General features: G+C 37.4%; 22 protein-coding genes. 11 read left to right on the forward strand and 11 right to left on the reverse strand.

All coding sequences use genetic code 11. The features are described from left to right. Positions 1-72: 72 nt before the first annotated feature. The 7 genes from ACL9RH_RS04660 to ACL9RH_RS04690 all read right to left on the reverse strand — a co-directional run bounded on the left by ACL9RH_RS04660 (position 73) and on the right by ACL9RH_RS04690 (position 12,539). Positions 73-1,488: a serine hydrolase domain-containing protein gene (locus ACL9RH_RS04660; protein WP_422692176.1), complete on the reverse strand. Its 1,416-nt coding sequence runs from the start codon at positions 1,486-1,488 to the stop codon at positions 73-75. A gap of 197 nt (positions 1,489-1,685) precedes the next feature. Next, complete coding sequence (locus ACL9RH_RS04665; protein WP_422692177.1) at positions 1,686-3,038, reverse strand: MATE family efflux transporter; 1,353 nt, start codon at positions 3,036-3,038, stop codon at positions 1,686-1,688. Then, positions 3,014-4,327 carry a lysine N(6)-hydroxylase/L-ornithine N(5)-oxygenase family protein gene (locus ACL9RH_RS04670; RefSeq protein WP_422692178.1) on the reverse strand — a complete coding sequence of 438 codons (1,314 nt, stop codon included), beginning with the start codon at positions 4,325-4,327 and terminating at the stop codon, positions 3,014-3,016. Before ACL9RH_RS04670 ends, ACL9RH_RS04665 begins: the two co-directional genes overlap by 25 nt. A 111-nt stretch (positions 4,328-4,438) precedes the next feature. Then, on the reverse strand, positions 4,439-6,862 hold the full coding sequence (locus ACL9RH_RS04675; RefSeq protein WP_422692179.1) for a GNAT family N-acetyltransferase: 2,424 nt from the start codon (positions 6,860-6,862) through the stop codon (positions 4,439-4,441). Beyond that, the gene (locus tag ACL9RH_RS04680) at positions 6,840-8,357 is read right to left on the reverse strand and encodes a pyridoxal phosphate-dependent decarboxylase family protein (RefSeq protein WP_422692180.1); all 1,518 of its coding nucleotides are present in this window, start codon (positions 8,355-8,357) and stop codon (positions 6,840-6,842) included. The genes ACL9RH_RS04675 and ACL9RH_RS04680 overlap by 23 nt, the downstream gene beginning before the upstream one ends. Before the next feature lie 170 nt (positions 8,358-8,527). Continuing rightward, on the reverse strand, positions 8,528-10,759 hold the full coding sequence (locus ACL9RH_RS04685; RefSeq protein ID WP_422692181.1) for a TonB-dependent receptor: 2,232 nt from the start codon (positions 10,757-10,759) through the stop codon (positions 8,528-8,530). A 292-nt stretch (positions 10,760-11,051) separates the two neighbouring features. Then, positions 11,052-12,539 (reverse strand): PLP-dependent aminotransferase family protein, encoded by a 1,488-nt coding sequence (locus ACL9RH_RS04690; RefSeq protein WP_422692182.1) that lies wholly within the window; start codon positions 12,537-12,539, stop codon positions 11,052-11,054. Positions 12,540-12,605: 66 nt separating this feature from the next. Between ACL9RH_RS04690 and ACL9RH_RS04695 the strand changes: the two genes are divergently transcribed. From ACL9RH_RS04695 to bioA, 5 genes are all read left to right on the forward strand, one after another. Next, a complete protein-coding gene (locus tag ACL9RH_RS04695) occupies positions 12,606-13,229 on the forward strand; it encodes a hypothetical protein (RefSeq protein ID WP_422692183.1) in 624 nt (207 codons plus the stop codon). Then, a complete protein-coding gene (locus tag ACL9RH_RS04700) occupies positions 13,222-14,331 on the forward strand; it encodes an aminotransferase class I/II-fold pyridoxal phosphate-dependent enzyme (protein WP_422692184.1) in 1,110 nt (369 codons plus the stop codon). Before ACL9RH_RS04695 ends, ACL9RH_RS04700 begins: the two co-directional genes overlap by 8 nt. A 70-nt stretch (positions 14,332-14,401) precedes the next feature. Then, a complete protein-coding gene (bioD, locus tag ACL9RH_RS04705; protein ID WP_422692185.1) occupies positions 14,402-15,013 on the forward strand; it encodes a dethiobiotin synthase in 612 nt (203 codons plus the stop codon). A 2-nt stretch (positions 15,014-15,015) separates the two neighbouring features. After that, the gene (bioB, locus tag ACL9RH_RS04710; protein WP_422692186.1) at positions 15,016-15,999 is read left to right on the forward strand and encodes a biotin synthase BioB; all 984 of its coding nucleotides are present in this window, start codon (positions 15,016-15,018) and stop codon (positions 15,997-15,999) included. A gap of 196 nt (positions 16,000-16,195) precedes the next feature. Continuing rightward, the gene (gene bioA / locus ACL9RH_RS04715) at positions 16,196-17,485 is read left to right on the forward strand and encodes an adenosylmethionine--8-amino-7-oxononanoate transaminase (RefSeq protein ID WP_422692187.1); all 1,290 of its coding nucleotides are present in this window, start codon (positions 16,196-16,198) and stop codon (positions 17,483-17,485) included. Between the two features lie 60 nt (positions 17,486-17,545). Here the strand turns inward: bioA and ACL9RH_RS04720 are convergent, their stop codons facing one another. Together ACL9RH_RS04720 and ACL9RH_RS04725 are read right to left on the reverse strand one after the other, a co-directional pair. Continuing rightward, the gene (locus ACL9RH_RS04720) at positions 17,546-18,100 is read right to left on the reverse strand and encodes a hypothetical protein (RefSeq protein ID WP_422692188.1); all 555 of its coding nucleotides are present in this window, start codon (positions 18,098-18,100) and stop codon (positions 17,546-17,548) included. 144 nt (positions 18,101-18,244) lie between these two features. Then, entirely contained in the window at positions 18,245-18,562 is a 318-nt protein-coding gene (locus ACL9RH_RS04725) for a winged helix-turn-helix transcriptional regulator (protein ID WP_422692189.1), read from the reverse strand. Positions 18,563-18,654: 92 nt separating this feature from the next. Here ACL9RH_RS04725 and ACL9RH_RS04730 point away from each other — a divergent pair, with 92 nt between their 5' ends. Next, positions 18,655-19,419, forward strand: coding sequence for an MBL fold metallo-hydrolase (locus ACL9RH_RS04730; RefSeq protein WP_422692190.1), 765 nt, complete (start codon positions 18,655-18,657; stop codon positions 19,417-19,419). A 54-nt stretch (positions 19,420-19,473) separates the two neighbouring features. Further along, the gene (locus ACL9RH_RS04735) at positions 19,474-20,589 is read left to right on the forward strand and encodes a serine hydrolase domain-containing protein (protein ID WP_422692191.1); all 1,116 of its coding nucleotides are present in this window, start codon (positions 19,474-19,476) and stop codon (positions 20,587-20,589) included. Between the two features lie 77 nt (positions 20,590-20,666). Here ACL9RH_RS04735 and ACL9RH_RS04740 read toward each other — a convergent pair whose 3' ends face one another. After that, a complete protein-coding gene (locus ACL9RH_RS04740) occupies positions 20,667-21,872 on the reverse strand; it encodes a CynX/NimT family MFS transporter (protein WP_422692192.1) in 1,206 nt (401 codons plus the stop codon). Between the two features lie 71 nt (positions 21,873-21,943). Here ACL9RH_RS04740 and ACL9RH_RS04745 point away from each other — a divergent pair, with 71 nt between their 5' ends. The 4 genes from ACL9RH_RS04745 (at position 21,944) to ACL9RH_RS04760 (ending at position 25,903) form a co-directional block, all read left to right on the forward strand. Then, complete coding sequence (locus ACL9RH_RS04745) at positions 21,944-22,738, forward strand: helix-turn-helix domain-containing protein (RefSeq protein WP_422692193.1); 795 nt, start codon at positions 21,944-21,946, stop codon at positions 22,736-22,738. A gap of 617 nt (positions 22,739-23,355) precedes the next feature. Next, positions 23,356-24,531, forward strand: a complete 1,176-nt coding sequence (locus tag ACL9RH_RS04750; protein WP_422692194.1) for an MFS transporter — start codon at positions 23,356-23,358, stop codon at positions 24,529-24,531. 13 nt (positions 24,532-24,544) lie between these two features. Then, positions 24,545-25,279: a siderophore-interacting protein gene (locus ACL9RH_RS04755; RefSeq protein ID WP_422692195.1), complete on the forward strand. Its 735-nt coding sequence runs from the start codon at positions 24,545-24,547 to the stop codon at positions 25,277-25,279. 54 nt (positions 25,280-25,333) lie between these two features. Next, positions 25,334-25,903 carry a Crp/Fnr family transcriptional regulator gene (locus ACL9RH_RS04760; RefSeq protein WP_422692196.1) on the forward strand — a complete coding sequence of 190 codons (570 nt, stop codon included), beginning with the start codon at positions 25,334-25,336 and terminating at the stop codon, positions 25,901-25,903. A 170-nt stretch (positions 25,904-26,073) separates the two neighbouring features. On the opposite strand, the gene ACL9RH_RS04765 is transcribed toward ACL9RH_RS04760, so the two are convergent. After that, a complete protein-coding gene (locus ACL9RH_RS04765; protein ID WP_422692197.1) occupies positions 26,074-26,667 on the reverse strand; it encodes a LysE family transporter in 594 nt (197 codons plus the stop codon). Positions 26,668-26,703: the final 36 nt, after the last annotated feature.

The following is a 26,703-nucleotide window of genomic DNA, read 5'->3' on the forward strand; positions in this document are numbered from 1 at the left end:
AACCCTCATTTGTATGAGGGTTTTTATTTTTCAGAATACGGGCAGAAAAGCTTTTTTCTTTTCTAATCGTAATTATTCTTCTTTTGAGAATAGATAACTTGAGGCTCCTCCCTGTTTAAAATCTATAGTGTGTTTGTTGGGATCAAAAGCCATTCTAATATCAGCATTATCGAATTTGAAAATATGATTTTCATAAGCAACCATAGGGAAAGCGTTTTGTCCTTCTGCTAAAGCCTGACCATGCAGTGCACCATCTTTTACAAATATCTTCAGCTTCATTGGGAAGTCTTTGGCAGAGTAGGTTCCTATATACTTCTGAAGCTGATCGGCCGTTAATTGAGCCGTTTTTATACTTTCGGTGGCTAGCTTTTCATTATACAGGATTTTTCGAACGCTTTCGCCAGGAATTTTTGTGGAAGGAGTCATATTATTTTGAAGAATAATAAAGGTTTTATCGTTATCTATATGTCTTTCTATAAAAGTAGCGTAGCCGGCCCAGCCTCCGGAATGGTTGACAATTTTTCCATATTTGGTCTTGTTTTTAATGAGCCATCCAAAACCATAATTGGTTTCTTTTCCATTAGCGGTAGTGATATCATTAAAAATCAGTTTTTTATCATTTTCGTTTACCAGTTTGTCGGTATACAATGCTCTGTCCCATTTCAGAAGATCTTCCAGAGTAGAATTCACCATTCCGTCACCTACAATACCATCCAGATAATAACTGTAATATTCTTTTCCTTTGCTGTCCGGAAGAAATTTGTTTCCTGATTGATCGGCTTCATATCCTAATGCGTAATTGGCAATCGATGTAGGTTGATATCGACTTCTGTATATCAGGGTATGATCCATCCCTAAGGGTTTGAAAATATTCTGGCTTAGAAATTCTCCGAAGCTTTTTTTGGAAACACGTTCTATAATACTTGCCAAAAGTGCATATCCTGTATTGCTGTATTCAAATTGTTGGTTGGGTTCAAACTCAAGAGCAGGTTTATGTTTTGCAAACTCACGGATAATATCATCATTGGTGGCAAATTTAGTTTTGTCCCAGTTTTTTTCAAGCAATTCCATATAGTCAGGAAGTCCGCTGGTATGGTTGAGAAGATTTCTTACGGTAATTTTATCATAAAACGACAGCTCAGGAATGTACTTTGAAATTTTGTCATCGTAATTCAGCTTTCCTGCTTTTTGTAACAGAACAACTCCCATTGCTGTAAATTGCTTGGATACCGAGGCCAGTTCAAATGTAGTGTTTACATCCAGCTTACGTCCTGTTTTTTCATCTGCCAGTCCATAGCTTTTTTCGAAAATAGGTTTGCCTTTATCAGCTACCAGTACATTTCCGTTGAATTTTTTCTGATTGTATAAAGCTGTAAAAAGGCTGTCCAGAGTTTTGGTCTGGTTCTGTGCATAGATTCCAACGGTAAAAAGGACCATTGGGAGACCGATTAGTTTTTTTGTAACAAATGTGATTTTTTGTGTTGTCATGATGGATAGTTTTTAAATTAAATATTTGCTTTTGGTTGATATTCAAAAGTATATGTCGCATTTTATTGAGAAATGTTTCACTTAATTATTGTTTTGTTGAAATATTATAAAAATAAAAACCCTGAGGAAAGGCCCTCAGAGTTACAATAAAACAAAAGATTGATATGTTGGATTTTATATTGTTGTTATATAATGATTTAAGTGTAGTTATTTCTAAATTTGTTTAACTTGAATTTATAGTTTTTAAGCAAAAATAAAGTGACAATTCCCACGACTAATTCTATCAATGCGCTTCCCCAATAAATACTTTTCACACCAAAATAATGAGGCAGAATCAGCATCAAAGGAATGTAAAGAATGATCTGTCGGAAGAAAACAAGAAAGCTTGCCTTCTTGCTCTGATTCACTGCCGGATAGTAGGAAAGTGCCAATACCGTTACGGGAAGCAGAGGCAATACCGAAAAGAACAATCTGAAATCTAGGATCTGATGATGTTCTGCGGAATACCCCGGAAGCATCAGACCAATCAGTTGTTCCGGGAAAATCAAAGCAACCAGAAAGAAAGGCAAAAGGATACCTACACCGGCCAGAATATACGTTTTAAGGAACTTTCCAGCTCTGTCAAACTGTCCTGCACCAAAATTAATACCCACTACAGGCTGCAAACCTCTCATCAGTCCAAACAATGGGGTCAGTAAAAAGAGGAAAAATCTGTTCAGAACGGTAAAGAAAGAAATATCTCTTTCGGTACCATACGCTGCAATCGCATTGAAGATGATAATACTCTGAATAACGCCCATCACAGACAGAATCATTTCGGGAAGGCCCAGCTTCACGATTCTTTTTGCAATCGTTTTATCATAAGCAAAGGATTTCCAATTGGTAGAAAAAGAACTTTTTCCTTTAGCATAATAATAGAAACCTAATAAAGAATAAATGAGCATTCCACAATTGGTAGCCCACGCGGCCCCGGCCACACCCCATCCTAATACAGAGATAAAAACAGGTTTCAGGATAATGTCAATTACAAGTCCTACAGTGATCATTAAAGCGGCGGTTTTCATCTTACCTTCGGCCCTTACGAGCATATTTAAAGCTAAACCGTAGATCCAGAAAATAGTTCCTACTAAGGTTACCCGGAAGTATTCCACAGCAATGGTTTGCAGGTTGCCTTTTGCTCCCATCATGGCCATTAATTCATGGGCATAGATATAAGCAGGAACCGCACACAAAATAGAGAAACAGACACATAATACATTGAAACTCCCGAATAATCTGTAAAGTTTATCTTTGTTATCTTCTCCAATCCAAATACTTACAGCAGCCCCGGCTCCTGTTCCTGCTAATCTTCCCAGTCCCAGTACGATCTGAGAGAGAGGATATGCCATTCCTACAGCAGCCAAAGCCTGTGTATTGATGAGATATCCTACGAAGATAGCATCCAGAAAATTATTGATTCCGTAGAGTACGATAGCCGCAACGGCAGGCCATGAAGTTTCCCACATGACCTTTTTCATATCACCTTCTAAGATGAATGTTTTGCGGTCCATGTCTTTTGGGTATTAAACTCCTGGAAAGCGATTCTTTTTTCTACTTTATAGATCTCTTTTCCGGCAATAGCATTAATGATCAAAGCATTTCGGTAAGCTCCCATTCCAAGGTCCGGGGTTACAAAACCGTGCGTATGAAGCTCAGCATTCTGAACAAAAATGTTCTCTGCCTGATCTATCGTGTAATATCTGCTTACTTCAAACAATCCTTCTTCGGTTCTCTGAATAAGATTTTCTATTCCTTTTAAGAATTTGGGTTCTTTATATTTGTAGCCTGTTGCCAGAATAATATAATCTGAAATATGAGTGAACGTTGCGTTGTCCTGCATATGCGTGAAGTTCATGGCATAAGAGTTTCCTTCAGGAGAAATACTGTCCAGTTGACAGCTTGGTCTTAATGCGACATTCAGAGGTACATTTCCTACACTCATTCCGTATAATGTATCAAAGATGTCGTTGATGAGATCAAAATTGATTCCCTTATAAAGAGGAGGCTGCTTGGCAAGGATTGCTTTTCGCTGTGAAGCCGGCATATTGTGAAAATGGTCTACATATTCCGGGGAAGTAAGTTCAAGAGTTAATTTTGAATATTCCATAGGGAAGAAGCGGTCTGGTCTTGTAAACCAACTCATGAATATTCCTTCTTCAGTTTCCGGAAGAAGATCCTGAAAAATTTCTGCTGCACTTTGTCCGGAACCAATGATGGAAACGGATTGGGCATTGAGAATATTTTCTTTATTATTAAGATATTCAGAGGTGTGAATGACGTTCGGGAAGTCTTTATCCTGCATGAATGAAGGTAAATTAGGCTGTGTACCTGTTCCCAATACGATCTTTTTAGCGTAATATTTTTTTACGTCGTTGTTTTTAAGGTCCAGAACATCAATGACAAAAACATTTTCAGCATCATTAAATATGATATTCTCTACCTTTTTCCCAAACAGGCAGCTTTGTAGCTGATTGGCGGCCCATTGACAGTACAGATTGTATTCTTTTCTTAAAATAAAGAAATCTTCTCTGATATAAAATTTATAAAGACGGTCGGTTTCCTTTAAAAAGTTGAGAAAGCTGTATTTGCTTTTTGGATCTGCCATTGTTACCAGATCTGCCATGAAAGGAACCTGTAGGGTAGCATTATCCAGCATCAGTCCCGGATGCCAGTCAAATCCTTCAGCCTGATCAAGGAATAATGCGGAAACAGTATCCACAGGCTCAAGAAGGGCTGCTAAGCCAAGGTTGAAAGGACCAATTCCGATCCCGATAATATCGTGTATTGTGTTGTTTTTCAATGTTTTATATTTTAAAAAGTCGTGTTGAAATGCTTCAGCTCCATTCATCAGGTATAGCTTTGTGAGTAGAGCCGAAGCTTTAATTATTTAATCTGTAAGAGATCTCTTTATTTAAGCGTTATTGATCTCCAATTTGCTTTCCGGGCACTTTTCCCAGTAATTTTCACGGGTACAGAAAGTAAGGTAAGCTGTTTTATGAGGCATGGTAATGATCCCTTCTCTTGTATAGCCCAGTTTTGTAATCAGTCTGTCTGTAGGAACCGCTTCTACAGATGCTTCTCCAATACATTTTCCTACCTCAGGAAGAGAGAAAATATAGTCTAATGCTACCTGGAAAGATTCGAAAGAATACTTTTTGTCTTTACGGGTTTCAGCAACAAAAAAGTGAGTTCCATAGTCTGTAGGAAGAGAATCATAATACGCTCCTACAATGTCTCTCATTGGCCAGTATGGTTCAAAACTGAATTGCGGAATACCATTAATTTCTCCGATAAAACTGTGCTGCTCATCACTTGGAAGAATCGTTCTGAACCAAAGTTCAAGATCTCTTTTCGGGCCATCCATTTTCCAGTAAGGTTTGGCGTGTTCCATATTGAACCATTCGTGAATCATCTCAAAATCATTTTCAATATCAAAAGGTCTGATGCTGATGGTTATGTTCTCGTTTTCAAAATGACGGGAATATACTGTTTCGGTTGTTGTAGGTTTGATCAGTTTCTGGCTGTAGAAATATTTGGTAAGAGGATTAGGAGTATCCAGGAAAACAGCAGGATATTCCAGAGATTCGTCTGCCTCATTGATGTTCTGTAAGCTGGTGATCAGGTTTCCTTTTGTATACCAGTTTCTTTTGTTGGTAATATAGTTAACAAGACCTGTTTCGTCTTCATTTTCAAGTTCTTTGAATGCCTTGTAAACCAAATTGATTAACTTTTTCTCTTCAACTAGTCTGTTGCATCCCAATGCATTCACTACTCCCAGAATATTATTCGTTACCAGATAATACGTGTACTTTGGAGCTAGAGATTCTTCATCAATGATCGATTGACTTTCATCGGCAATTCCCGGAAGTGCAGCGGAAACCAGTTCTTTTCGTCCTTCTCTGAAAAAGAATCCCTGATTGTCTCTAAAATATATTTTTGCAGGGAATCCATTCTTATCAAGCTCTATCATTACATTCTGTTGGTGGAACTCACAGGCAAGTCCGTAAGTATTTAGGATTCTTACAATAGGCCTTACACAAAGATGTAGATATTGTTTGAACCATTCTACGGCAATTTTTTCTGTAGATTGTCCCAGTTTTTCAGCAGTAGTAGTGATGATATTCTGTAATCTTGAAGGTTTTCCAAGAATTCCATCCTGACATAAAGCAGCCAAAAGGGTTACATTTTTGTTTTTATTCTCGCCCTGGAAAGGATTTCGTCTGATGCTGATATTGAACCCGTTAATCACTTTACCATCAAAGGTAACAGCCATAAAAGCAGGGTCAACCATAAAATCGATCTCAGGGAAATCTCTCTGAAGGTTTTTTCCCCAATCTGTTTTAAGAAGCATACTGATATCATACCCACGGTGCAGCTCCGGATATAAATTAATTCTTTCGGAATTGGTGATTTTTACATGCAGCGAAAATTTGAACATCCACTTGTTGTCTTCGCTGTATACCGTTCTTACCGATGAAGTAGGAGTGAAGTATTCTCCGTAATGTCCTAGAGCAAAAAGAATTCCCTGCTCTTCCATAATCTGTACATTTTGCTGACTTAATAGATAGTCTGCCTCCCAGGGGTGCATTGGAAGAATGTGATATTCAGGATGCTGATCCCAAAGTTTTTTATGTTCTTCATTAAGGATCGGGTAGATTTTCTCAGCCAATTCTTTACTTACAAGTTCTCCGTCAGCATTTTTTTCAATCATATTCTCAGGATTTATAAGAAAATAAAACAGTTGGAATCTTCCGGAAGTTTCAGGAGAATATTTCAGTAGATCTTCACCATTGAAACCTTGTTTTGATTTTGGAACCGGATGCAGAATATGCCCAAGGATAAGAGACTGTTCTGCTTCAATGAAAGACATTTCCAGATCATTAATCGGTTTTTTCGTATGTACTGAATGATAGAGGTACTCTGTCAGATTGTCGATGCTGTTGTTTAATCTTTCTAAAACATTAGTGGAGTCTATCCCAGGATGAATTTCTTTTGAATATTCCGCTGTAAGCGTCATAAAACCGTAAACATCAAGCTCTGAAACCTCATCAGTAGCCAGAACTCTCATCAGTACAGGGAAGTCGAAAAGATGTCTTCCACTTTCAGAAAAATAGGCAACAGGTACGTAAACATCGCATCCTATTGATGAAAAATCTATTCTTATGTGTAGATTTGTCGGAGTTTCTTTGAGATAAGCAGCAATGGCTTCGTCATATTTAGGAATGCCCATATAACGGCTCCAGTTGGTAAACTCTTTAAGGTAGCAGTTGATCAGGGAGGTGTAATTGATCTTTTCTGCGTATTCAGATATATTAGTTGACTTCAATGTATTCATTTCCGTATTTTTTTATGATGTTAAGTATAGATTTAATGTCTTCGATTGTAGTGAGAGGATTGAGTATGGTAAATTTCAGATAGAACTGTCCATTTACTTTGGTTCCTGCTGTAAGGGCGTTTCCTTGTTTATAGAGTTGTGATTTGATGTATGTATTGATCCTGTTCAGGTCAAACGTTTTAAAAGGATCGGCCGAATAGCGGAAGACAAGAGCTGAAATGTCCGAAGAATTTAAAAGTTCAAAATGAGGATCATTCTCTAAAGCTTCCACAGCTTCTCTGGCTGTTGTAATAATTCTGTCAATATAGTTACCCAGGCCTTTTTTTCCGATAATCCTAAGGGTAAACCAAAGTTTTAACGCATCAAAACGTCTTGTGGTCTGTATGGATTTATTAACCTGGTTAGGGATTTCATCTTCATCATGATCTTTAGGATTCAGATAATCTGCATAATGAGTGATGAGTCTGAAATAATTTTTATCCTTTACCAAAAATCCACTACTGCTCACAGGCTGGAAGAAAGCTTTATGATAATCCACCGTTACGGAGTCAGCTTCCTCGATTCCGTTGATGAGATGGCGGTGTTTGTCAGTTAAAAGTAAAGCACAGCCGTACGCTGCATCTACGTGAAACCAAAGATTGTATTTTTTTGCAATCCCTGAAATATTGATAAGAGGATCTACGTTCCCGAAATCTGTGGTTCCTGCGGTAGCTACAACAGCGATCGGTATATTCCCGTTTTCAATTTCTTTTCTTACGGCATCTTCCAGCAATACACTATTCATTCTGAAAGAACGGTCTGTTTTGATCTTAATAACAGCCTGTTCCCCAAGACCCAGCATAGAAGCACTTTTCTGAATACTAAAATGAGCAGCTTCAGAAACAAAAATCCTGAAACGGTGAGCTTCTTTAGGAAGTCCGTCTTTTTTAATATTATGATTAAGGAATTTAGCAGAATAATGATCTCTTGCCAATAGCATACCCATCAAATTGCTTTGAGAACCTCCACTGGTAAAAATTCCGTCGGATGTTTTGTTAAAACCAATTTCCTGGCAGGTCCATTCTATAAGCTTCTGTTCCATTAAAGTTCCTCCGGCACTCTGATCCCAGGTATCCAATGAAGAATTGATAGAACTGATCATTGCTTCTGCCGCCACAGCAGGAATAACTACAGGACAATTAAGATGGGCAACATATTTAGGGTGATGAAAGGCAATTGCGTGTTGTGTGTAAAGATCATTTACTTCGTCAAACAGCTCTTCATAGCTGATAGGGGGAGCATTGAGATCGATATATTCAAACTGCTTTCTCAGCTCTTTGGGAGAAACCCCACTGAAAGGCTGGCGGGTATCCTCTAAAAAAGCAATGACACTTTGCTGTGTTCTGTGCATTGCATCCTGATATTCGTGAATGTTGATATCACAGAATAAATTTTCCAGATTTGGGAAAAGGCTATCCTTCTCCGATACAATCTGCTCGGTAATTGATGTATTCATAGATATGTGAGTTAGTGTGCTTTTACTCTCTACAAGTAATTTTTTGATGTAAACATTAAGGAAACTGATATACTTTAAACCGTCCTTTTAATGAAGGAAATAAGCTGTTATTCAATTTTTGATGTTCTTATTGGTTTAAAATATATCAGTGAAAAATAATAGATAAGAAATTAATAATTAATCGTGTAGCCTACAGAAAACGTTGTTCCACGGCCCTGATAAGCAAATGCTTTCTGAGGCGCTCCATAGAAAAATTCGGAACGCTGTCCCCAGATGGTTGTATATTGCTTATTGAATATATTCTGGATTCCAAAATTGATGACTCCCTTGTTCAGCTTTATATCTCCTATAAAATCGAATAGGGTATAGCCATTAATTTTCATATCCGCCAAATCGGTATAGTTCATTGAGTTCTGCATTTGCAGTCTTAATGAAAATCTTTTTGCATTCCAGCCAGTGAAAACCATAAACTTGGAAGGGTTGGTAGTGTATACCGACTGATTTTGCCAGCCTTTATCTACCGTTTTTGTTTCAGACTGCATCAGGAGAACATTTCCTCCCAATTCAAGTCCTTCAGCAAAACGATATCCCAAAGCACCTTCAAAACCGTAATTCCTTAGTTTTTGATCAAGAAGAGAAACAGTGAATGCTGCGTTGTCAATTTTCAATGTTTTGCTGGATAATGCGTAGAACAATGAACCCTGTGCATATAATCCCGACTCTGAAGTCCTGTTATGTCTGAAACCAAGTTCGATCTGATCTGTTTTAATCCCACTTAAAGGCTGCTCAGCAATATTCATGCTGTTTAAAAGCTTCCAGCGGTTGTTATCCAGCTGGTACTTTCCGAAACCATAAGATTTTGCAGCATCAGGAACAGCGAATCCCTGAGAGAAACTGAACCATGTCTGCCAGGCTGGGGTAAATTTATACAGTAAACTTCCGTTCAGTAAAGTTACGTCGTAATTGTTCTTTCCGCCTTTTACAACATCTGCGGAATTACCATATCCGAAGTGCATATACACCTGTTCTTTGAATCCGACAAAATCATCCAGTTTTACATTGATAAACTGCTGTCTTACTCCTCCGGACAAGGTAAGTTGCTTGGTAATATTCCAGTCAGCCTGAATAAAACCTGCGAGTGTAAATATTTTAGTATCAGGATATCTTCCTACAAAAGCATCTGCTTTATTGATCAATCCTCCGGATTCACTGCTTATTTGCGGATTGAAAATAGCCTGATCTCCATTGAATTTTTCATAATCCAGGTCTGCTCCATAAGTGAAATTAAAGGCATTCCATTTTTTGGATAAAACAGCTTTCGCTCCGTAAACATCTGTATTTCCTCGTCCTGAAGAAAGGAAAACCGGCAAAACAACCCCTGCAGGAGGTTTAGGAATTTCCGCAAAAGAGGCTCCGAAATCAGCCTCCTCACGTCTTCCATAAGCCTGAACAAGCAAATTATGCCCCCCCAGAACATTGCGTAAATTATATTGAAGATTCGCCATAAAACGCTCTGTACGTGGAACGACATCAGAATCCGCTCCTCCAAGAACATTGATCAGATCAGGATTTTTAGTGGTGAATCCCGTAAATCCAGGACCAAAAGAAAGCCATTTTTTATTTCTGACTTTAGAATTGTAATATTGAAGATCGAGACTTAAATCCTGATCAGGACTCAATTTTACACTTAGACCTCCCAAAAGATCGATCGATCTGTTGTATTGGTAGTCTGCCTGTTTTACATCTGTAATGATTTGGTTTCCATTCGCATCAAAAGCACCTTCGTTTTGTGTAAAAGCAGCTCCTAATCTGAATTTCACTTTATCATTACCCCCTGCTATCGACTGTGCAATTCTTTTATCCAGATCATCTTTGTGAAAACCTGTTTTAAGTCCTACAGAAGTTTCAAAAGCAAGTTTGTCAGACGTTGGTTTTTTAGTGATAATGTTGATGATTCCTCCTGTAGAATCTCCTCCATAAATAGCCGATGCACCCGACAGAACTTCAATTCTTTCGATGTTAAAAGGATCTATCGCATCAAATTGTCTGCTGGCAGCTCTTGTGCTGTTCAGTGAAACTCCGTTAAGCATCACCAGAACATTTCTTCCCCTCATATTTTGGGCATAATTTGTTCTTCCCTGATTTCCAAAATCAAACCCAGGAATCATATTTCCCAATACCTCTTTCAACCCGGCACCGCCTCTTATTTGTGTCTGGAGCTCTTTTTCCCCAATGATCCAGACTGTCCCCGGAATGTCGCTGATTTGCTTCGGAGAACGTGAAGATACCAGAATAACTTCATTGATATCTTTTGTGGTAATACTATCCTGCTTGGTTTGCGCAGAAGTATGTGCAGTAAAGGCAGCCAATAAAATGACTGAAAGTGCATATTGTCGTTTCATTTATTTAGAACAATTAAAAATAATGGAGTAAATATAAAATATTATTGAGCAAAAAATCAAAATGATTTTTGTCACATATTTCAAACCAACGTGAGTACGTTAACAATAAATCACAAATGAATGATACCTTTTATGATGATTTATGCGATATAATTAATTTTTTCACAGTCCCAAAATGAGACAAAAATAATTGCAATAACCTTGAAAATTAACGAAAATGTAATATAAAAAAGAGCCAAAAAGGATGAAAATTCATCAAAATGGAGCGTTGAAAAATCCCCAAAATGATAAGCTAGGTGAACAATTTTGAGTTTTTTGAAAAAATTTCAATACTTTTTTCCATTTCATTATCATCAAGATCTCCAAATCCTAATCGTATGGCGGTGAGGGATTTATTTTGATAAAGAAGGGTTTTAGGAATAAACAAATTTTCGCGGGCGCAATTACGACTGAGTTGCATTAGATTAACCGGGATATTCCATTCCAGCCATATCGCCAATCCACCGGAAGGTTTCTGAAAACGAATAAGATCTCCAAGGTTTTCCTGAAGTAAAGCGCAGAGATGATCTCTCCTTTCCTGATAGATTTTTAAAGATTTCTTCAAATAACGGTTGATTTCCCCTTCAGCAATCATTTCTCCAAGGGCTCTTTCCATTAAAATATCGCCCTGCCTATCAATAATTCCGAGGTATTTTCTCATTTCGGCCATCAGATTTTCGGGAGCTACAATAAAACCGGTCCGGAAACCGGGAGCCAGTGATTTACCAAATGAACCTATATAGATTACCATTCCGTGGGTGTCTGCGCTTGCCAAAGGTAAAATTGGGCTTTTGTCATAATGAAATTCATAATCGTAATCGTCTTCGAGAATGATGAATCCATATTCCTGAGCAAGTTCCAGAAGTTCCAGTCTTCTTTGAGCACTTAGGGCGACAGTAGTAGGATAGTGGTGGTGAGGCGTAAGGTACAGCATTCTGATCTTCTGTTTTTTACAAGCCTCCCGAACGCTTTCTACAATGATTCCTTCCTCATCAATGGGTATGGAAACCATATTTACACCTGCTTTCATGAAGATCATATTGACGGAGAAGTAACTTAATGCTCCTACCAGCACCACATCACCAGGGGAAAGTAAAATTTCGGAAACAATATAAATACTCATTTCCGTACTTCTTGTGATTAGAAGATTGTTCTTAGAAATAGGTAATCCGCGGGATAGATTGAGATATCTGGACAAATGTTCTTTAAAAAATTCACTTCCATCATGATTATAGTGTCCGGATATCTTTTGATGAGATTTACGCTTCAGAATAGAGCTGTAAAACCGGGAATGCTGCCCGATTTGGGTAAGTCTGATATCAGGAACCCCATCATTGAATACATATTCGCAATCGGAATGCTCAAACGGATTATCCAGGATGTTTGATGTTTTGAATGCAAATCCAGTAGTTTTTGGATAGTTTTGAAGGTTTTTTTGCTCAAAATCATTCATTTTTACAGGTTTTTCCTGTTCTTTTCCAATAATGAATGTCCCCTTGTTGGGTAAACTTTCTGTCCAGCCCTGTGCAGAAAGCTCATCATATACCGCTACAGCAGTATTACGGTGAATATCGAGCATTTCACTGAAGGTACGCGTTCCGGGAAGTTTTGTTCCAAAAGGTAAAACACCTCTTTGTATAGCATTGATGAGCTGATTGGCAATCTGTAAATAAATTGACGTTTCAGACTTTCTGTTAATTTTTATAAAACTTTCATAAGGAATTTTAACCGGACTATCCATAATATCAAAACTGGCACCATGTAACCATCCGGCAATATACTACTTTTGACATCAAAATAAAAATCTATGGAATTTCATCATCTTTTAGAAAAGATTGTTCAGGATGGCTCTACTCATGCCAAATGGCTGAACACGCTTTCTTTCATGGAAAATGCCGGAGCAAGAAAAATTTCGAAATGTGAACATCCGGTATTGGTGACTCAGATCCAGTTGAAGCACGCTGCTGAAGAACATCGTCATGCATACTATCTGAAAAAACAGATAGGAAAGATAAACCCTGAGCTTTGCAAAACCTACGAAAGCCAGGAACTTCTGGCGCCTATTGCAACAAGACAGTATCTTCATTCCCTAGATGTCAAAGCTTGCAGGTACCTTCAGGAAGCATTTCAATTAAATAAAGAAGATTTAAAATATGCCGCATATCTTTTTGTGACATATGCCATAGAAGTCAGGGCCGATGATTTATATCCCGTATATCAGGATGTTTTAACGAAAGTGTCTTCAAAAATTATGGTGAAATCTATTATTCTGGAAGAAGAAGGACATTTGGAAGAGATGATCAATCAGCTTAATGATTTTTCTGCAGATTGGAAAACACACGCAGATCATGTTCTGACGATTGAGAAAGAATTGCATGAGCAATGGATGAATGCTATTACAGAGGAGGTGACTCAGTTAAATTATGCATAATCATACCGAGTATTTCCAACAGGCTCTTGAGAAAAGGAGGGAGGAAGGTACATTACGAAGTGTAAGACTTGACTCTCAAGGTGTGGACTTCTATTCGAATGATTATCTGGGATTGGCCAGAAATAAAGAACTTCAGAATATTTTGCTTCAGAAAGTAAATGAAAATCCTCAATTGCTTTCAGGAAGTACTGGTTCGAGATTGATTAGCGGAAATAGCAGTATTGTAGCTTTAAATGAAGAATTTATTACTAAACAGCATCAGTTTCCGACCGCATTGCTTTTTCCGTCAGGATATAATGCTAATCTGGCTTTGTTTTCAACGCTTCCCAACCGCCATGATACTATTATTGTGGATGAGCAGATCCATCGCTCTGTGCATGATGGCTGCAGATTGTCAAATGCCCGGAAATTGAAATTCTTACATAATAACGTGGAGGATTTAGAAGATATATTACGAAGGCAGAGCGGTCATTGCTATATTGCTGTAGAAAGTCTGTACTCTATGGAGGGAGATTTTGCTCCTATTTCAGAAATTGCGGAGCTCGCCAAAAAGTATAATGCTGATTTAATCGTAGATGAAGCCCATGCTTTTGGAGTTTTTGGTTATGGTTTGATCGATCAGTATCAGTTGCAGGAAAATGTTTTGGCAACAGTTGTTACGTATGGAAAAGCATTAGGATCATACGGAGCAGCAATACTTTGTAATGAAATGGTAAAATCTTATCTGATCAACTTTGCATCACCGTTTATTTATACCACTTCCGCACAGGATTTTCAATGGGAAAGCATTAAGGCCGGATATGAATTTTTGAAAGCCCATCAGGAATTATCTGAAAAGCTTCATGAAAACATTCAACTATTCCGAAGCCAAAACCTGAATTCTCCTTCCTCGGAAAAGAGTCCTGTTCAGGCGATTGTTGTGACCAATAATCAAAGACTTAAACAAATGCAGCAAACTTTGCATGGAGAAGGTTTTTTAACCTACGCCATCTATAGTCCAACAGTGAAAGAAGGGAGTGAAAGACTCAGAATCTGTCTTCACAGCTTTAATACGGAAAAAGAAATTGTAAGACTTACAGAAATCATCAGAGAATTTATATAAAGCGAAAGGTAAAGACAGAAGAATAAAATTTCAGATTGTCTTTTTCGATCAGCTTTCTCATGACAACATTATGAAATTATTTATTACAGGAATAGGAACCGAAATTGGGAAAACCGCTTGCTCAGCCATTTTGGTTCAATATTTTAAAGCGGAATACTGGAAGCCGGTGCAATCCGGAGATCTTCATCATACAGACAGTCATAAAATTGAAGCCTGGACAGACTGTGAAAAATGCTATCCGGAAACCTATCGTTTACAATTGGCAGCATCACCTCATCAGTCTGCGCGGGAAGAAAATATAACGATCAGTCTTGATGAATTTCAGCTTCCGGAAACCGATCAGCCTTTGATTGTAGAGGGAGCCGGAGGTTTAATGGTACCACTTTCCGACCACACATTTATGATTGATCTGATCGAAAAATTACACCTGCCGGCAGCACTTGTTGTAAGGAATTATTTAGGATGTATCAATCACAGTTTGTTGTCAATCATGGCTTTACAACAAAGAAATATCCCGTTGGGTTTTTTAATCCTTAATGGAAGTTTTCCGGAAGATACAGAACGCGTGATTTGCGGATTTGTGAATAAGGAAACAAAAATTATCAGGATTCCTGAAGTCGATAGTACTGAAAAAGAGCAGATAAAAGCTGCTGCAAAACAATTAACAATAACAAAATTATGATAATGGATCAAAAAACAGAAATTAGAAACAACTGGACTAAAGAAGAGATTGAGGAAATCTACCATTTACCTCTTATGGAACTGATTTATAAAGCAGCGACTGTACACAGAGAATGGCATGATCCTTCCGAAGTACAGATCTCCACATTATTGTCCATCAAAACGGGAGGTTGCCCGGAAGATTGTTCTTATTGTGGGCAGGCAGCCCGATATCATACCAATATCAAAGTACAGGCTTTACTGCCTACAGAAACAGTTATTGCTCATGCACAGAAAGCTAAAGATAGCGGATCATCCCGTTTCTGCATGGCTGCAGCATGGCGAGAGGTTCGTAATAACCGTGATTTCGACCGTGTGATTGATATGGTAAAAGGAGTAAATGATCTTGGATTAGAGGTTTGTTGTACCTTGGGAATGCTTACAGAAGAACAGGCTATAAGACTTCAGGAAGCAGGTTTGTATGCCTATAACCATAACCTTGATACTTCAGAGCAGTATTATGAAGAAATCATCTCTACCAGAACGTTTGACAATAGAATCAATACGATCAATAACGTTCGTAAAGCGGGAATTACAGTATGCTCCGGTGGAATTATCGGGCTTGGAGAAACCCATAGAGACAGAATTTCAATGCTTTTAACACTGGCAACGATGCCTAAACATCCAGAATCTGTTCCCATCAACGCATTAGCAAGAGTAGAAGGAACACCATTGGAAAACAATGAAAAAGTAGATACGTGGGAAATGGTAAGAATGATTGCTACGGCAAGAATTGTAATGCCTTCTTCAATGGTGAGATTAAGTGCAGGGCGTATAGAAATGGATGAAACAGAACAGGCATGGTGCTTTATGGCAGGGGCCAATTCTATTTTTACAGGAGAAAGAGAAACGCTTCTGGTAACTCCTAATCCGGGCGTGTCCGAAGATATGCAAATGTTGCAAACTCTTGGTCTTAAACCGATGATGAAAAAAGAAACCTGTTGCTAAATAATTATAAATAATGAGTGATGGGTTTAGGAATTTTAATAATGAGCATTCTTAAGTTTATTGTAAAACTGTTATCTGATTTATTGTGTTGATAGCACGATAACTAAATACGATATAAAAGATATCAATAACTCATTTATGTTTTCAAATTAATATTTCCAAACTTATCATTCATCAATACATATGATATCAATATATGGATACAATAACACCAACCAGTCTTCAGGAAAGGGATAAAGCAGTCAACTGGCATCCTTATACACAAATGAAGACTGCCAACAGCATTATCCCTATTGTGAAAGGAAAAGGGCTTTATCTTTATGATGAAGAAGGAAAAGAATATATGGATGTAGTTTCTTCATGGTGGGTTACTCTGCATGGCCATTCGCATCCTTATATTGCACAACGTGTTTTTGAACAATTGAATACTGCAGAACAGATTATTTTTGCGGGTTTTACCCATGAACCGGCTGTTCAGCTTTCAGAAAACTTACTGAAGTTGCTTCCATTTAACCAAAAAAAGGTTTTTTATTCGGACAATGGATCTACAGCCGTGGAGGTTGCTTTGAAGATGTGTATTCAATATGCTCATAATCAGGATGAAAAAAAGACTAAGATCCTGGCCTTCAAAAATGCATATCATGGAGATACTTTCGGAGCGATGTCGGTAAGTGGAAAAAGCTATTGGACGCAACCTTTTGAAAGTATGCTGTTTGAAGTCATTTTTATAGATACTCCCAATGCTGAAAATATAGAGGACCTGAGACTTCAGCTGCAGGAACTTGCTGATGAAGTAGCCTGCATCATCTACGAGCCTTTGGTTCAGGGAGCGGCCGGAATGCTGATGTACAAAGCAGAAGATCTGAATGCTCTCATGAAAATCTGTAGAGAACAGGGGATTCTTATGGTTCAGGATGAAGTTTTTACAGGATTCGGAAGAACCGGGAATCTTTTTGCTGCCAATTATCTGACGGAAAAACCGGATATTATGTGCTTCTCAAAAGGGTTAACAGGCGGGACGATGCCTATGGGAGTCACCACCTGTTCAGATGAAATCTATAATGCCTTTTTGTCGGAAGATCATCACAGAACGTTATTCCATGGTCATTCTTTTACAGCTAACCCTCTAGCATGTACTGCAGCTTTGGCCAGTATGGAACTGCTACTTAAAGAAGAAACTCAAATGAATATCAAACGGATCACTCATCAGCATTCAGAATTTTTAAAAGTACTTTCGAATCATTCTCAGGTAGAAAATGCCCGTCAGATCGGAACAATCTTAGCTTTTGATTTCAAAACAGGGCATGGAACTTCCTATTTTAATGAAATAGGAAAAAAGCTTTACCAGGAATTTTTACAACGCGGAATCATTATGCGTCCACTAGGAAATGTACTGTATCTGGTGCCGCCATATTGTATCACAGCGGAAGAGCTGGAATCTGTTTATCAGAATATTCTGGAAGTTCTGAATCAGTTCGGAGATTAATCTATATACAACCTTATAGATTTCAAAAGTCTATAAGGTTGTAAAATAGTAAAATGAGCTTTATAGCTCCTGTTCAGCATTCTTTAGAATCTTGATCAGGTACTTCAATTCTTCCTTAGAAAATTCAGTTAAATTCTGATGGTAATAAGAGGAAGGAATTTTTATATAATGAGCCCAGCTGGAAGATTTTTCACGATAAACACTTCCAAATTCAATATTATTGGTCGTTACAAATTTATACTTTGCTTCCTGACTGTTTTTCTCATTCTCTTTCTGTTCCATCGTTTGAAGAGCCTGAATTAATTTACCAAGTTCATTCTTATCAATAGTCAGTGTTTTTCTTGAGATCTCATCAAATGTTTCGTATTCATACATAATTCCCAGAAGGCTTTCTGATGAATTGTCCGACACATCTTTGGTGACAATTTTCTGGATATTTAAATTTTTGAAATTATTTAAATGGGTCGTCCGTTTTTCAATTAACGTACTTTTTCTTGTATTGATTGTCAATCCGCGGGAAGGAGTAATCGATCTTTGAAGAGTTGGTGGAGGAGAAGTCTGTGCAGTAACAGAGATGCAAAATGCACCGTAAATTGAAATAATAATTCTTTTCATTTGTAAAATGGTAAGGTTATAGTTTTTATTAAAATAGAAGCAACTTTTGTATTTTGGGCTAATATATAAAATCTTCTCGAAATCATTCAAAATATCCCCAAAACAGTCTTTTTAAAAGTCTTTGTTTGAATATAATATATGTTGTTACGAATTCAATTCATTGCCCCATGCATGCAGTTGGTTTAATATAGGGCCAAGTTTTTCTCCTTTTTCGGTCAGTTTGTAATACACTTCGGGAGGGAAATTATACACTTCAATCCGTTGAATGATATGATCGTCTTCCAGCTGTTTTAGCTGTTCGGAAAGTACTTTTTTGGACACTCTCGGCATTTTTCTCCATAGTTCTACAAAACGTACTTTTTCTTCTTCGAAAAGACTGTGTAAGATCAATGGTTTCCACTTTCCGGAAAGAATATCCAGGCTTTTTCTCAAACCACAGTTTTTAAATTCTTCAAAATTCATAAATTACTTGAATGTATATGGTTAACCTTTTAGTAACCCTCGATTGTTTTACCCAGATCTCACCATAGTTTTGTAATACAAATGTAAACAAAATGAAATTACACCTTTGGCGCAACGCCACATTAGAATTGAATATTAACGGAACTTCTATACTGATAGACCCTATGCTTGGAGAAAAAGGATCTCTAGGAGTGTTTCCTATGACAGATAACGAAATGTTGAACCCTTTGGTAGATCTTCCATTCAGTGAAAAAGAGCTGATAGAAAAATTACAAACAGTGGATGCCGTTGCAGTTACCCATCTTCATCCGGATCACTGGGATGCCAAAGCAATAGAACTTGTTGATAAGAATACACCTATACTGTGTTCCGAAATTATTGCAGACCAGATCGCTCAACAAGGATTTTTAAATGTTCTTCCTATCAATACTTCCATCCTTTGGAATAATATTGAAATTTCTATCACGAAAGGACAGCACGGAACCGGGGAAATCGGTGAGAAAATGGGGCTGGTGAACGGTTTTGTATTGAAGACAGAAAAAGAATCCGTTTACATCGTTGGAGACAGTATTTGGTATGATGATATTGCAGCAGAGATCAGTAGGTATCAACCTCAGCATATTATTGTAGCCGGTGGGGCTGCTACTTTTGTAGTAGGAGACCCTATTATTATGACCAGTGAAGATATTGCTAAAGTCTGCGAATACGCCCCGGAAGCTTCCGTATGGGTTACTCATTTGGAAGCAGTAAGCCATTGTAAAGAAGATAGAAACTTTATTCAGAAAAAAATGAATGAAAAAGGATTGGAAAAAAGATGTTTTGTGTTAAATGATAATGAACAAGTTGTTCTTTCCTAACTGATGAACGCTTTTTAAGAAAAGATTTAATATTTTTGCGTCTAATCGATTCTTATGAGACTTATCCTTTCAATCACTGCTTCAGTAGCTTTCAGTGCTCATGTTTTTGCACAAAATACAGAAGCCCTGTTCAAAAAAATAGTAGATTCCACGTACAATGCTCATCCTGAAATGATTGGGTTAATTGTTGATGTAGAATCTCCGGACCATAAAATCTCATGGAGCTATGCTGTCGGAAAAAACGGAAAAGATAATCAACAACCTATCGATCCCGCGCAACCTCTTCTGATTGCCAGTACAACAAAGCCTTACATGGCTGCAGCGATCCTTAGATTGGTAGAAAACGGTAAATTGAGCATTGATACTCCTATCAAAAATCTTCTCAGCGCAAAGACTTTAAAAGTTCTTTCCGATGATGGATATGATGTGGAAAAAATAAATCTGCGCCACCTTTTATCACATACTGCAGGTATCAATGATTATGTGACGGAAAATTATTTCAGTTTTATCAATACCCATAAAACCTATAATTGGACGAGGGATGAACAGATTGCTTTGGCTGGAAAAGAGAAAAAAGTGGGGGAGCCCGGAACTGTTTTTAGGTATGCAGATATCAATTATGTTCTGATCTCTGAAATTATTGAACAGAAAACAGGAAAGCCATTCTATGAAGCCTTAAGAAGTCTTTTGAACTATAAAAAGCTTGGAATTAAAAGTACATGGTTTATTCAGCTGGAGAAAAAACCGGAAAGTTCACTTCCATTGGTTAATCAATATTGGAGACAGTTTGATTGGCAGATCAAAGATCTAAACCCATCATGGGATCTCTACGGTGGTGGTGGAATAGCTTCCAATGTGAAAGAAATGGCTCAGTTTTTCCAAATGCTGTTTAACGGAAAAATAATTAAAAATCCAAAAGTATTACAATTGATGTATACGGACGTTCCACCCAATTTGGAAATCAACTATTGCCTGGGAATCAGAAAAATTAAAAGTGGAGGCATGATGGCTTATAACCATGGTGGAGGTTTGGGAACCGATGCTATTTATATCCCGGAAATTAATGCCAGTATTTCTTCGGCATCCGTAGAAGCGGGGAAAAGAAATGTTGCAGTAGAAGTGAGCAGTTTGCTGGCTGCAAAATTAAAATCTTTGAAAGCCTCAAAATAAGATTCTACATCTTTTATATACAATAAAAAAGCCCCGAATACCTTTTTTCAATCCAAAGGCATTCGGGGTTAATTTTTTTAATCTTCTACATATTTGTTTTTGGCCGCTTTCATTCCAAAAAAGAACATGACTAATACGGCACTACTCATAAAATAAAATGAGCTGTTCCAGGAAACGTCCCAATCATGAAGTTTACCAAATACTGGAGGGCCAAACGCAGCAATCAGATATCCTACAGATTGTGCCATTCCGGAGATCTTCACGGCATTGATGCTGCTTTTGGTTCTCGTTGAAAAAAATAGAATAGAAAGGCTGAAAGATAATCCGTTGGCAATGCCTATAATAACAGCATTTACGTAGATCCAGTTTGATTTCATGAATACAAACATCATTGTGCTGACAAACATTAAGGTACACACAAAAACGATCATCATTCTCTGATCTTTCATTTTACTGGCAATAATAGGACAGCAGAACGTTACCGGGATCATCGTAATCTGAATCACAAAGAAAACCCATCCTGAGCTATCACTCGGCATATGATAATCTGCAAGAAATGAAGGAAGCCAGGCAACCAGGCAATAATAAAATAAAGACTGTAATCCCATAAATATACTGATATTCCAGGCCTGGGAAGATTTGAACATATTAAAATCTGAGGTACTGATTGTAGCTTTCGGCTGGTCCGTATTCTTTTTGTTGAAGATAAATTCCAGAATCAGAACCAGAAATGCCAAAGCGGCAATTACCAGCCAAACTCCTAAAGATCCACGCCATCCAAACCCTGTCCATTCTCCGATTTTTACGCTGAAACCTGATGCCAAAGCTGCGGTAAGGTTCATTGATACAGCAAAAATACCGGTCATAATTCCTATCTGTTTGGGAAAATTATTCTTAACATATCCTGGAGTTACAACGTTTCCTATACATATTCCTAGCCCAATAAAGATAGAACCTAAAAATAATAGCCAAAGAGAACCGGTAATTCTCAGAAACAGACCAAAGCTTAAAATGATCAAAGAATATAACAACAGCTTGCTGATTCCCAATTTACTTGAAAATCTGCTTACCAGAACAGAACACACCGCAAACATAAAAAGTGGAATAGAGGTAAGCAAACTGACCTGAAAATTATCCAGTTTCAACGTATCCCTTACTTCTCCGAGTACCGGTGCTACAGCAACAATAGGAGAACGGAGGTTGCTTGAAATAAGGATAACAACCAGAACATTAATGATTAATAAAACATACGAAGCATCTTTTTTTACTTCATTCTTCATCATGATAAAAACTTTTGTGCAAAATTAGTACAGTAATTTTGTTTAATTTTGCCAAAGTTTTAACCTAAAACGACATGAATACCCACAGCAATATCGAAGTTGATGAATTGAATAAACCTTATTTTGTTTGGTTTGAAGAAAACTGGGTTCATGATGACGTACTTCATCATCATCAAAAAGGTCAACTGGTATATGTAGAAAGCGGTTTTCAGTATATTACCATTGAGGAAAGAATTTATCTTCTTCCGCAGAATCATGCGGTATGGATTCCGCCCAATGCTGTTCATAAAACCAATTCGCATTCTGAAAAGATCAAGCTGATGATCATGTTTGCCGATACAGATGGAAAAGCTCCTTTCTACAACGAAGTGAGTGTGTTTTCTGTTCCGCCGGTTCTGAAAGAAATGATAAAATATGCTGAAAAATGGTCAAAACTCTTTACTAAAGATAAGAGTGAAACTCTTTTTTTAAAGGCTCTTTTTAATGAACTTCCTCAGTTTGTGGAACATTCGCTCAAACTCCATATCTGTCTTCCCAAAGATAAACGTCTTACCAAAGTCATTGAATATCTTCATCATCATTACCGTGAAGAGATCAGAATTGAAGAGCTGGGAGATACAGCTTTGCTATCATTACGCACACTGGAACGTATTTTTAAAAAAGAAACAGGGTTGACGTTGATCAAATATCAGCAAATGCTTCGCATCATCAAAAGTCTTGAACTCCTGAGTTCGGGAAATTTCACCATTTCTGAAACCGCTTATGAAGTAGGGTATAAGAGCATACAGGCTTATACAAGAAGCTTTCAGTCGGTAATGCAGTTCCGTCCTACGGATTTTATAAAAAATATAAAGCGATATAACGAATAAAAGGTAAAATTTAAACCTGTAAAAGGGACTTATATGAATTTGAAATTCTATGTAATGGGCTTCGTAAAGGTATTTGCAGTGTTTTTATGGCTTCGATATTTCACGTTTTCTTGTTTTTTCAGATAAGCATCAAATTCTTCATTATAGAGTCGATAAAAACAAAAAGGTCCCCAAGAGTGGAGACCTTAAAAAAACACAAATGATGAAAAAAAATTATTTCGATTCACAAATATAAGCAAAATTTATATTATGTAGTGCATTATATGGGGATTTTTTTTAAATATTATTTATTTTAAGTAAAAATAATTATCCTTCAATTGATGGGGTTTTTCTTTAAGATTTCGAAATTCGGGCTTACGTTTATCACAAACCCTATATTGCCTGTTTTTGATTGCTTCTATTCTTTTGAAAAGAAAAGATAATTAATTTAAATTTTTCTATAAATAATTAATTTTAATGTATAACGGTCTTTTGTTTTATTGCATGAATTGAATTTTTATCCTTTCTAAAACCTTTCCTGTACATACCGAATGTTTTTTTCCTTTTTTGATCTAGGTCAAAGTTTCGTACCCGACTTAGAAAGACCTTTGCACCCGATCATTAAAAATTAAAGAATTATGAGTATTACATTAGAAAGAGGGCAAACCATCAACTTCTATAAAGCAACTGCTCCTATTATCGTTTCGGTATTTGCAGTGTATCTTACTATAGGAATTGCGTTGGGAGTGCTTCCTGCTTTTGTTCAGAAAAATTTGGGATTTGATAGTGTTATGATAGGATTGGTTATCGGACTTCAATCTCTGGCAACCCTCGTTACCCGTGCTTATTCCGGAAAGATGACGGATACCAAAGGGGCAAAAAACAGTAAAATGTTGGGGATTATTCTGGCGGTAATTGCCGGGATAGCCTATATTTTAGCCATATTATTACAGGCAGATCGATTCTGGGCGCTTGGTTTTTTACTGATAGCAAGAATCATTCATGGAGTGGGAGAAAGTTTTCTTGTAACAGGAGCATTAACCTGGGGAATAGGTCTTGTAGGTCCTTCATGTTCCGGTAAAGTAATGACATGGAACGGAATTGCCATGTACGCAGGAATTGCCATTGGAGCTCCTTTAAGCATTTGGTTGAACAAAGATTACAGTATATTGCCTGCTTTTGTTCTTATGGCATTACTTCCGCTTGTAAGCTGGCTGTCTACAGCAAAATTACCATCTATTCCAGTAGATAAAGAACATATCAGAACTCCTTTTTATAAAGTTATTGGTGCCATATCGGGACAGGGACTCAGTCTTGCATTTTCTTCTATGGCTTTTGGTTGTATTGCTTCCTTTATATCTCTGTTTTTCACTGAAAAAAATTGGGGAGACGCTTCACTGGCCTTTATGATTTTTGGGATATGTTATGTGTTGACAAGGATTTTCTTCGCTTCTTTTCCCGATAGATACGGAGGGTTCAAAATTGCATCTGTTTCTTTAATCATCGAGGTAATAGGACAGATTCTGATCTGGACTTCTGCTTCCAAAGCGATGGCCATTTTGGGTTGTGGGTTAACCGGAATTGGATTTTCACTCGTTTTTCCTGCCTTGGGAGTGATGGCGATTCAGAAAGTAAAACCTCAGATGAGGGGAACGGCTTTAGGGGCTTATGTCGCATTTGTTGACCTTTCATTAGGACTTGCCGGTCCTATTGCAGGATTGGTAGCTGGTTGGCTGGATTATCAGTCGGTCTATTTATTTGGAGGAATAAGCTGCATCCTGTCCATTATTATTCTATTATTTAACAAAAAATAAATACAAAAAATTGATGATAACAAATGTAATGACAACAAAGAAGATACGGTCTGTATTCAATGTGAAAAGTAAGACGTTTTTCACTCCGCATCTTATCCGTGTGGTGTTCAATATTGATGATGCTCAGGCTGAACTGTTGGCTCATGTGCAATCAGGATCTAATAATAAGATCTTCATTCCATCCGCGGAAAATGGAGAACCCCTGATTCGTACTTATACAAATCGTAAAATTGACTTGATAAAAAGAGAGCTAACGATTGATTTTGTATCCCACGGAGATAATGGACCCGCTTCTGCATGGGCATCAAAAGCCAAAATCGGAGATTCATTGGAAATAGGAATGAAAGAAAGCTCAAAACCATTGGTTCCAGAGGTGGATTTTTATCTTTTTGTAGGAGACGCTACTGCATTGCCGGTAATCTGTGCTATTGTAGAACAATTGCCATCATATGTAACAGCAAAAGTACTTTTAGAAGTGCATGGTAAAGAAGATGAACTCATTCTATGTTCTGCTGCAGATCTTACTGTGAAATGGCTTTATAATTCATCTCCCGAAAACGGAAGTATGCTGGCGGATATTACGCGACAAATTGAATTTCCATCTGGAATATCCAAGAAATACGTATTTATTGCTGCTGAATATCATACGGTTCATGATCTGCGCGACTATTTCAAAAAAATATTGGAATGGGATTCTCACGGACTTTACGCCTGTTCATATTGGAGATCCGGGCAGGCAGAGAGCTAATGAAAAAAGCTTAGGAAATTGTAAGCAAAGCCATTTATCACTACTTTTGCTTACATGCAGGAACTTTTAACTACATACATTAATAAGAGAATATCTACCACAGATGAAGAACTGAAAACGATTCTTTCTTATTTTCAACCTATTCAGTTAAAAAAGAATGAAATGCTCCTTAACAGCGGGCAGAACAGCCAGAGAACTTTTTTTGTAGTCTCCGGCTGTCTCCGTATATTTTTCATCAATGAAGAAGGTCAGGATTCTACACGATATTTTGCTTTTGAAAACCAATTTGCTACGGCTTTAACCAGTTTTATCACTTCTGAACCTTCTGACGAATGTATTCAGGCGGTGGAAGATTCAGAAGTATATTATATTACCCATAAAAATTTTTATCATCTTTTGAATATTATCCCTCAATGGGAAAAATTCTATAGAATATATCTGGAAACCGCTTACGTGAACAATACAAAGAGACTGATGTCTTTTCTTGTTCAGGATGCTCTTGATAAATACCGTCAGCTTTTGGATGAAAATCCAATCATTGTAAGAAGGCTTTCCAATAAAATGGTGGCTTCATACCTTAATATTTCTCAGGAAACGTTAAGCCGATTAAAATCAAGACTCTAAAAGTTTATTTCTGCTGTAGTTTTTTGTCTGCAATATGTTTTTTGAAGAAACCAGAGTTCATGATACAAAAGAGAGATCTGAGGCATCTATGACTCGTATCGTTAATTTTCCTTCACTCATTATGTTGAAAGTACTTTTTGTTTTTTAGAAAACCACAACAGTCAAACTTCTTATAAGAATAAACTTACCGCACAGTATAACAGAAGAATTCCCATCACTGTATTGACGATTTTGTAATGACGGTTTAAAAACTGATGAAGTCTTTGGCCTGCCACTGCCCAGATCCAGGTAGCTGAACTACCAATAAAAGAAAGAAGGAAAGCAAAAATAAGGATGATCCACTGTTCCTTGAACTGAGGAAAAATAAAACTGCTGAATGCCGTAATTCCGTAAATAATAATTTTAACATTCACCAACTGCAACAGAAATCCCTTCCAAAAGTATTCGGATTTTTTAGAGGTATATTCTTCTTTGTGATGATCCAGTTCTGCCGGTTTTCCTGAAGCCACCGACCAGGCAAGATAAACAAGATAGGCAGCTCCGATATATTTCAGATAATTAAGCAGAAAACCATAGGAATTGAGAAGGAAACTGGTAAAAACAGCTGCCAGTATCATTACAAGGGTAAATCCTGAGTATATCCCGACCAGGAGTGCTTTACTGTTCTTATATCCTGATTTCATCGTACTGTTTAAGGCCAGAATATTATTGGGGCCGGGAAGAAGTGCTGTGAGCACACTGTAAATAAAAAATGAAAACCACATATCTTTTTTTAGCAAAATTAATCAGCTAAAATACTT

The organism is Chryseobacterium sp. Mn2064, from assembly GCF_049319685.1.
In the GTDB taxonomy this organism is placed as follows: domain Bacteria; phylum Bacteroidota; class Bacteroidia; order Flavobacteriales; family Weeksellaceae; genus Chryseobacterium.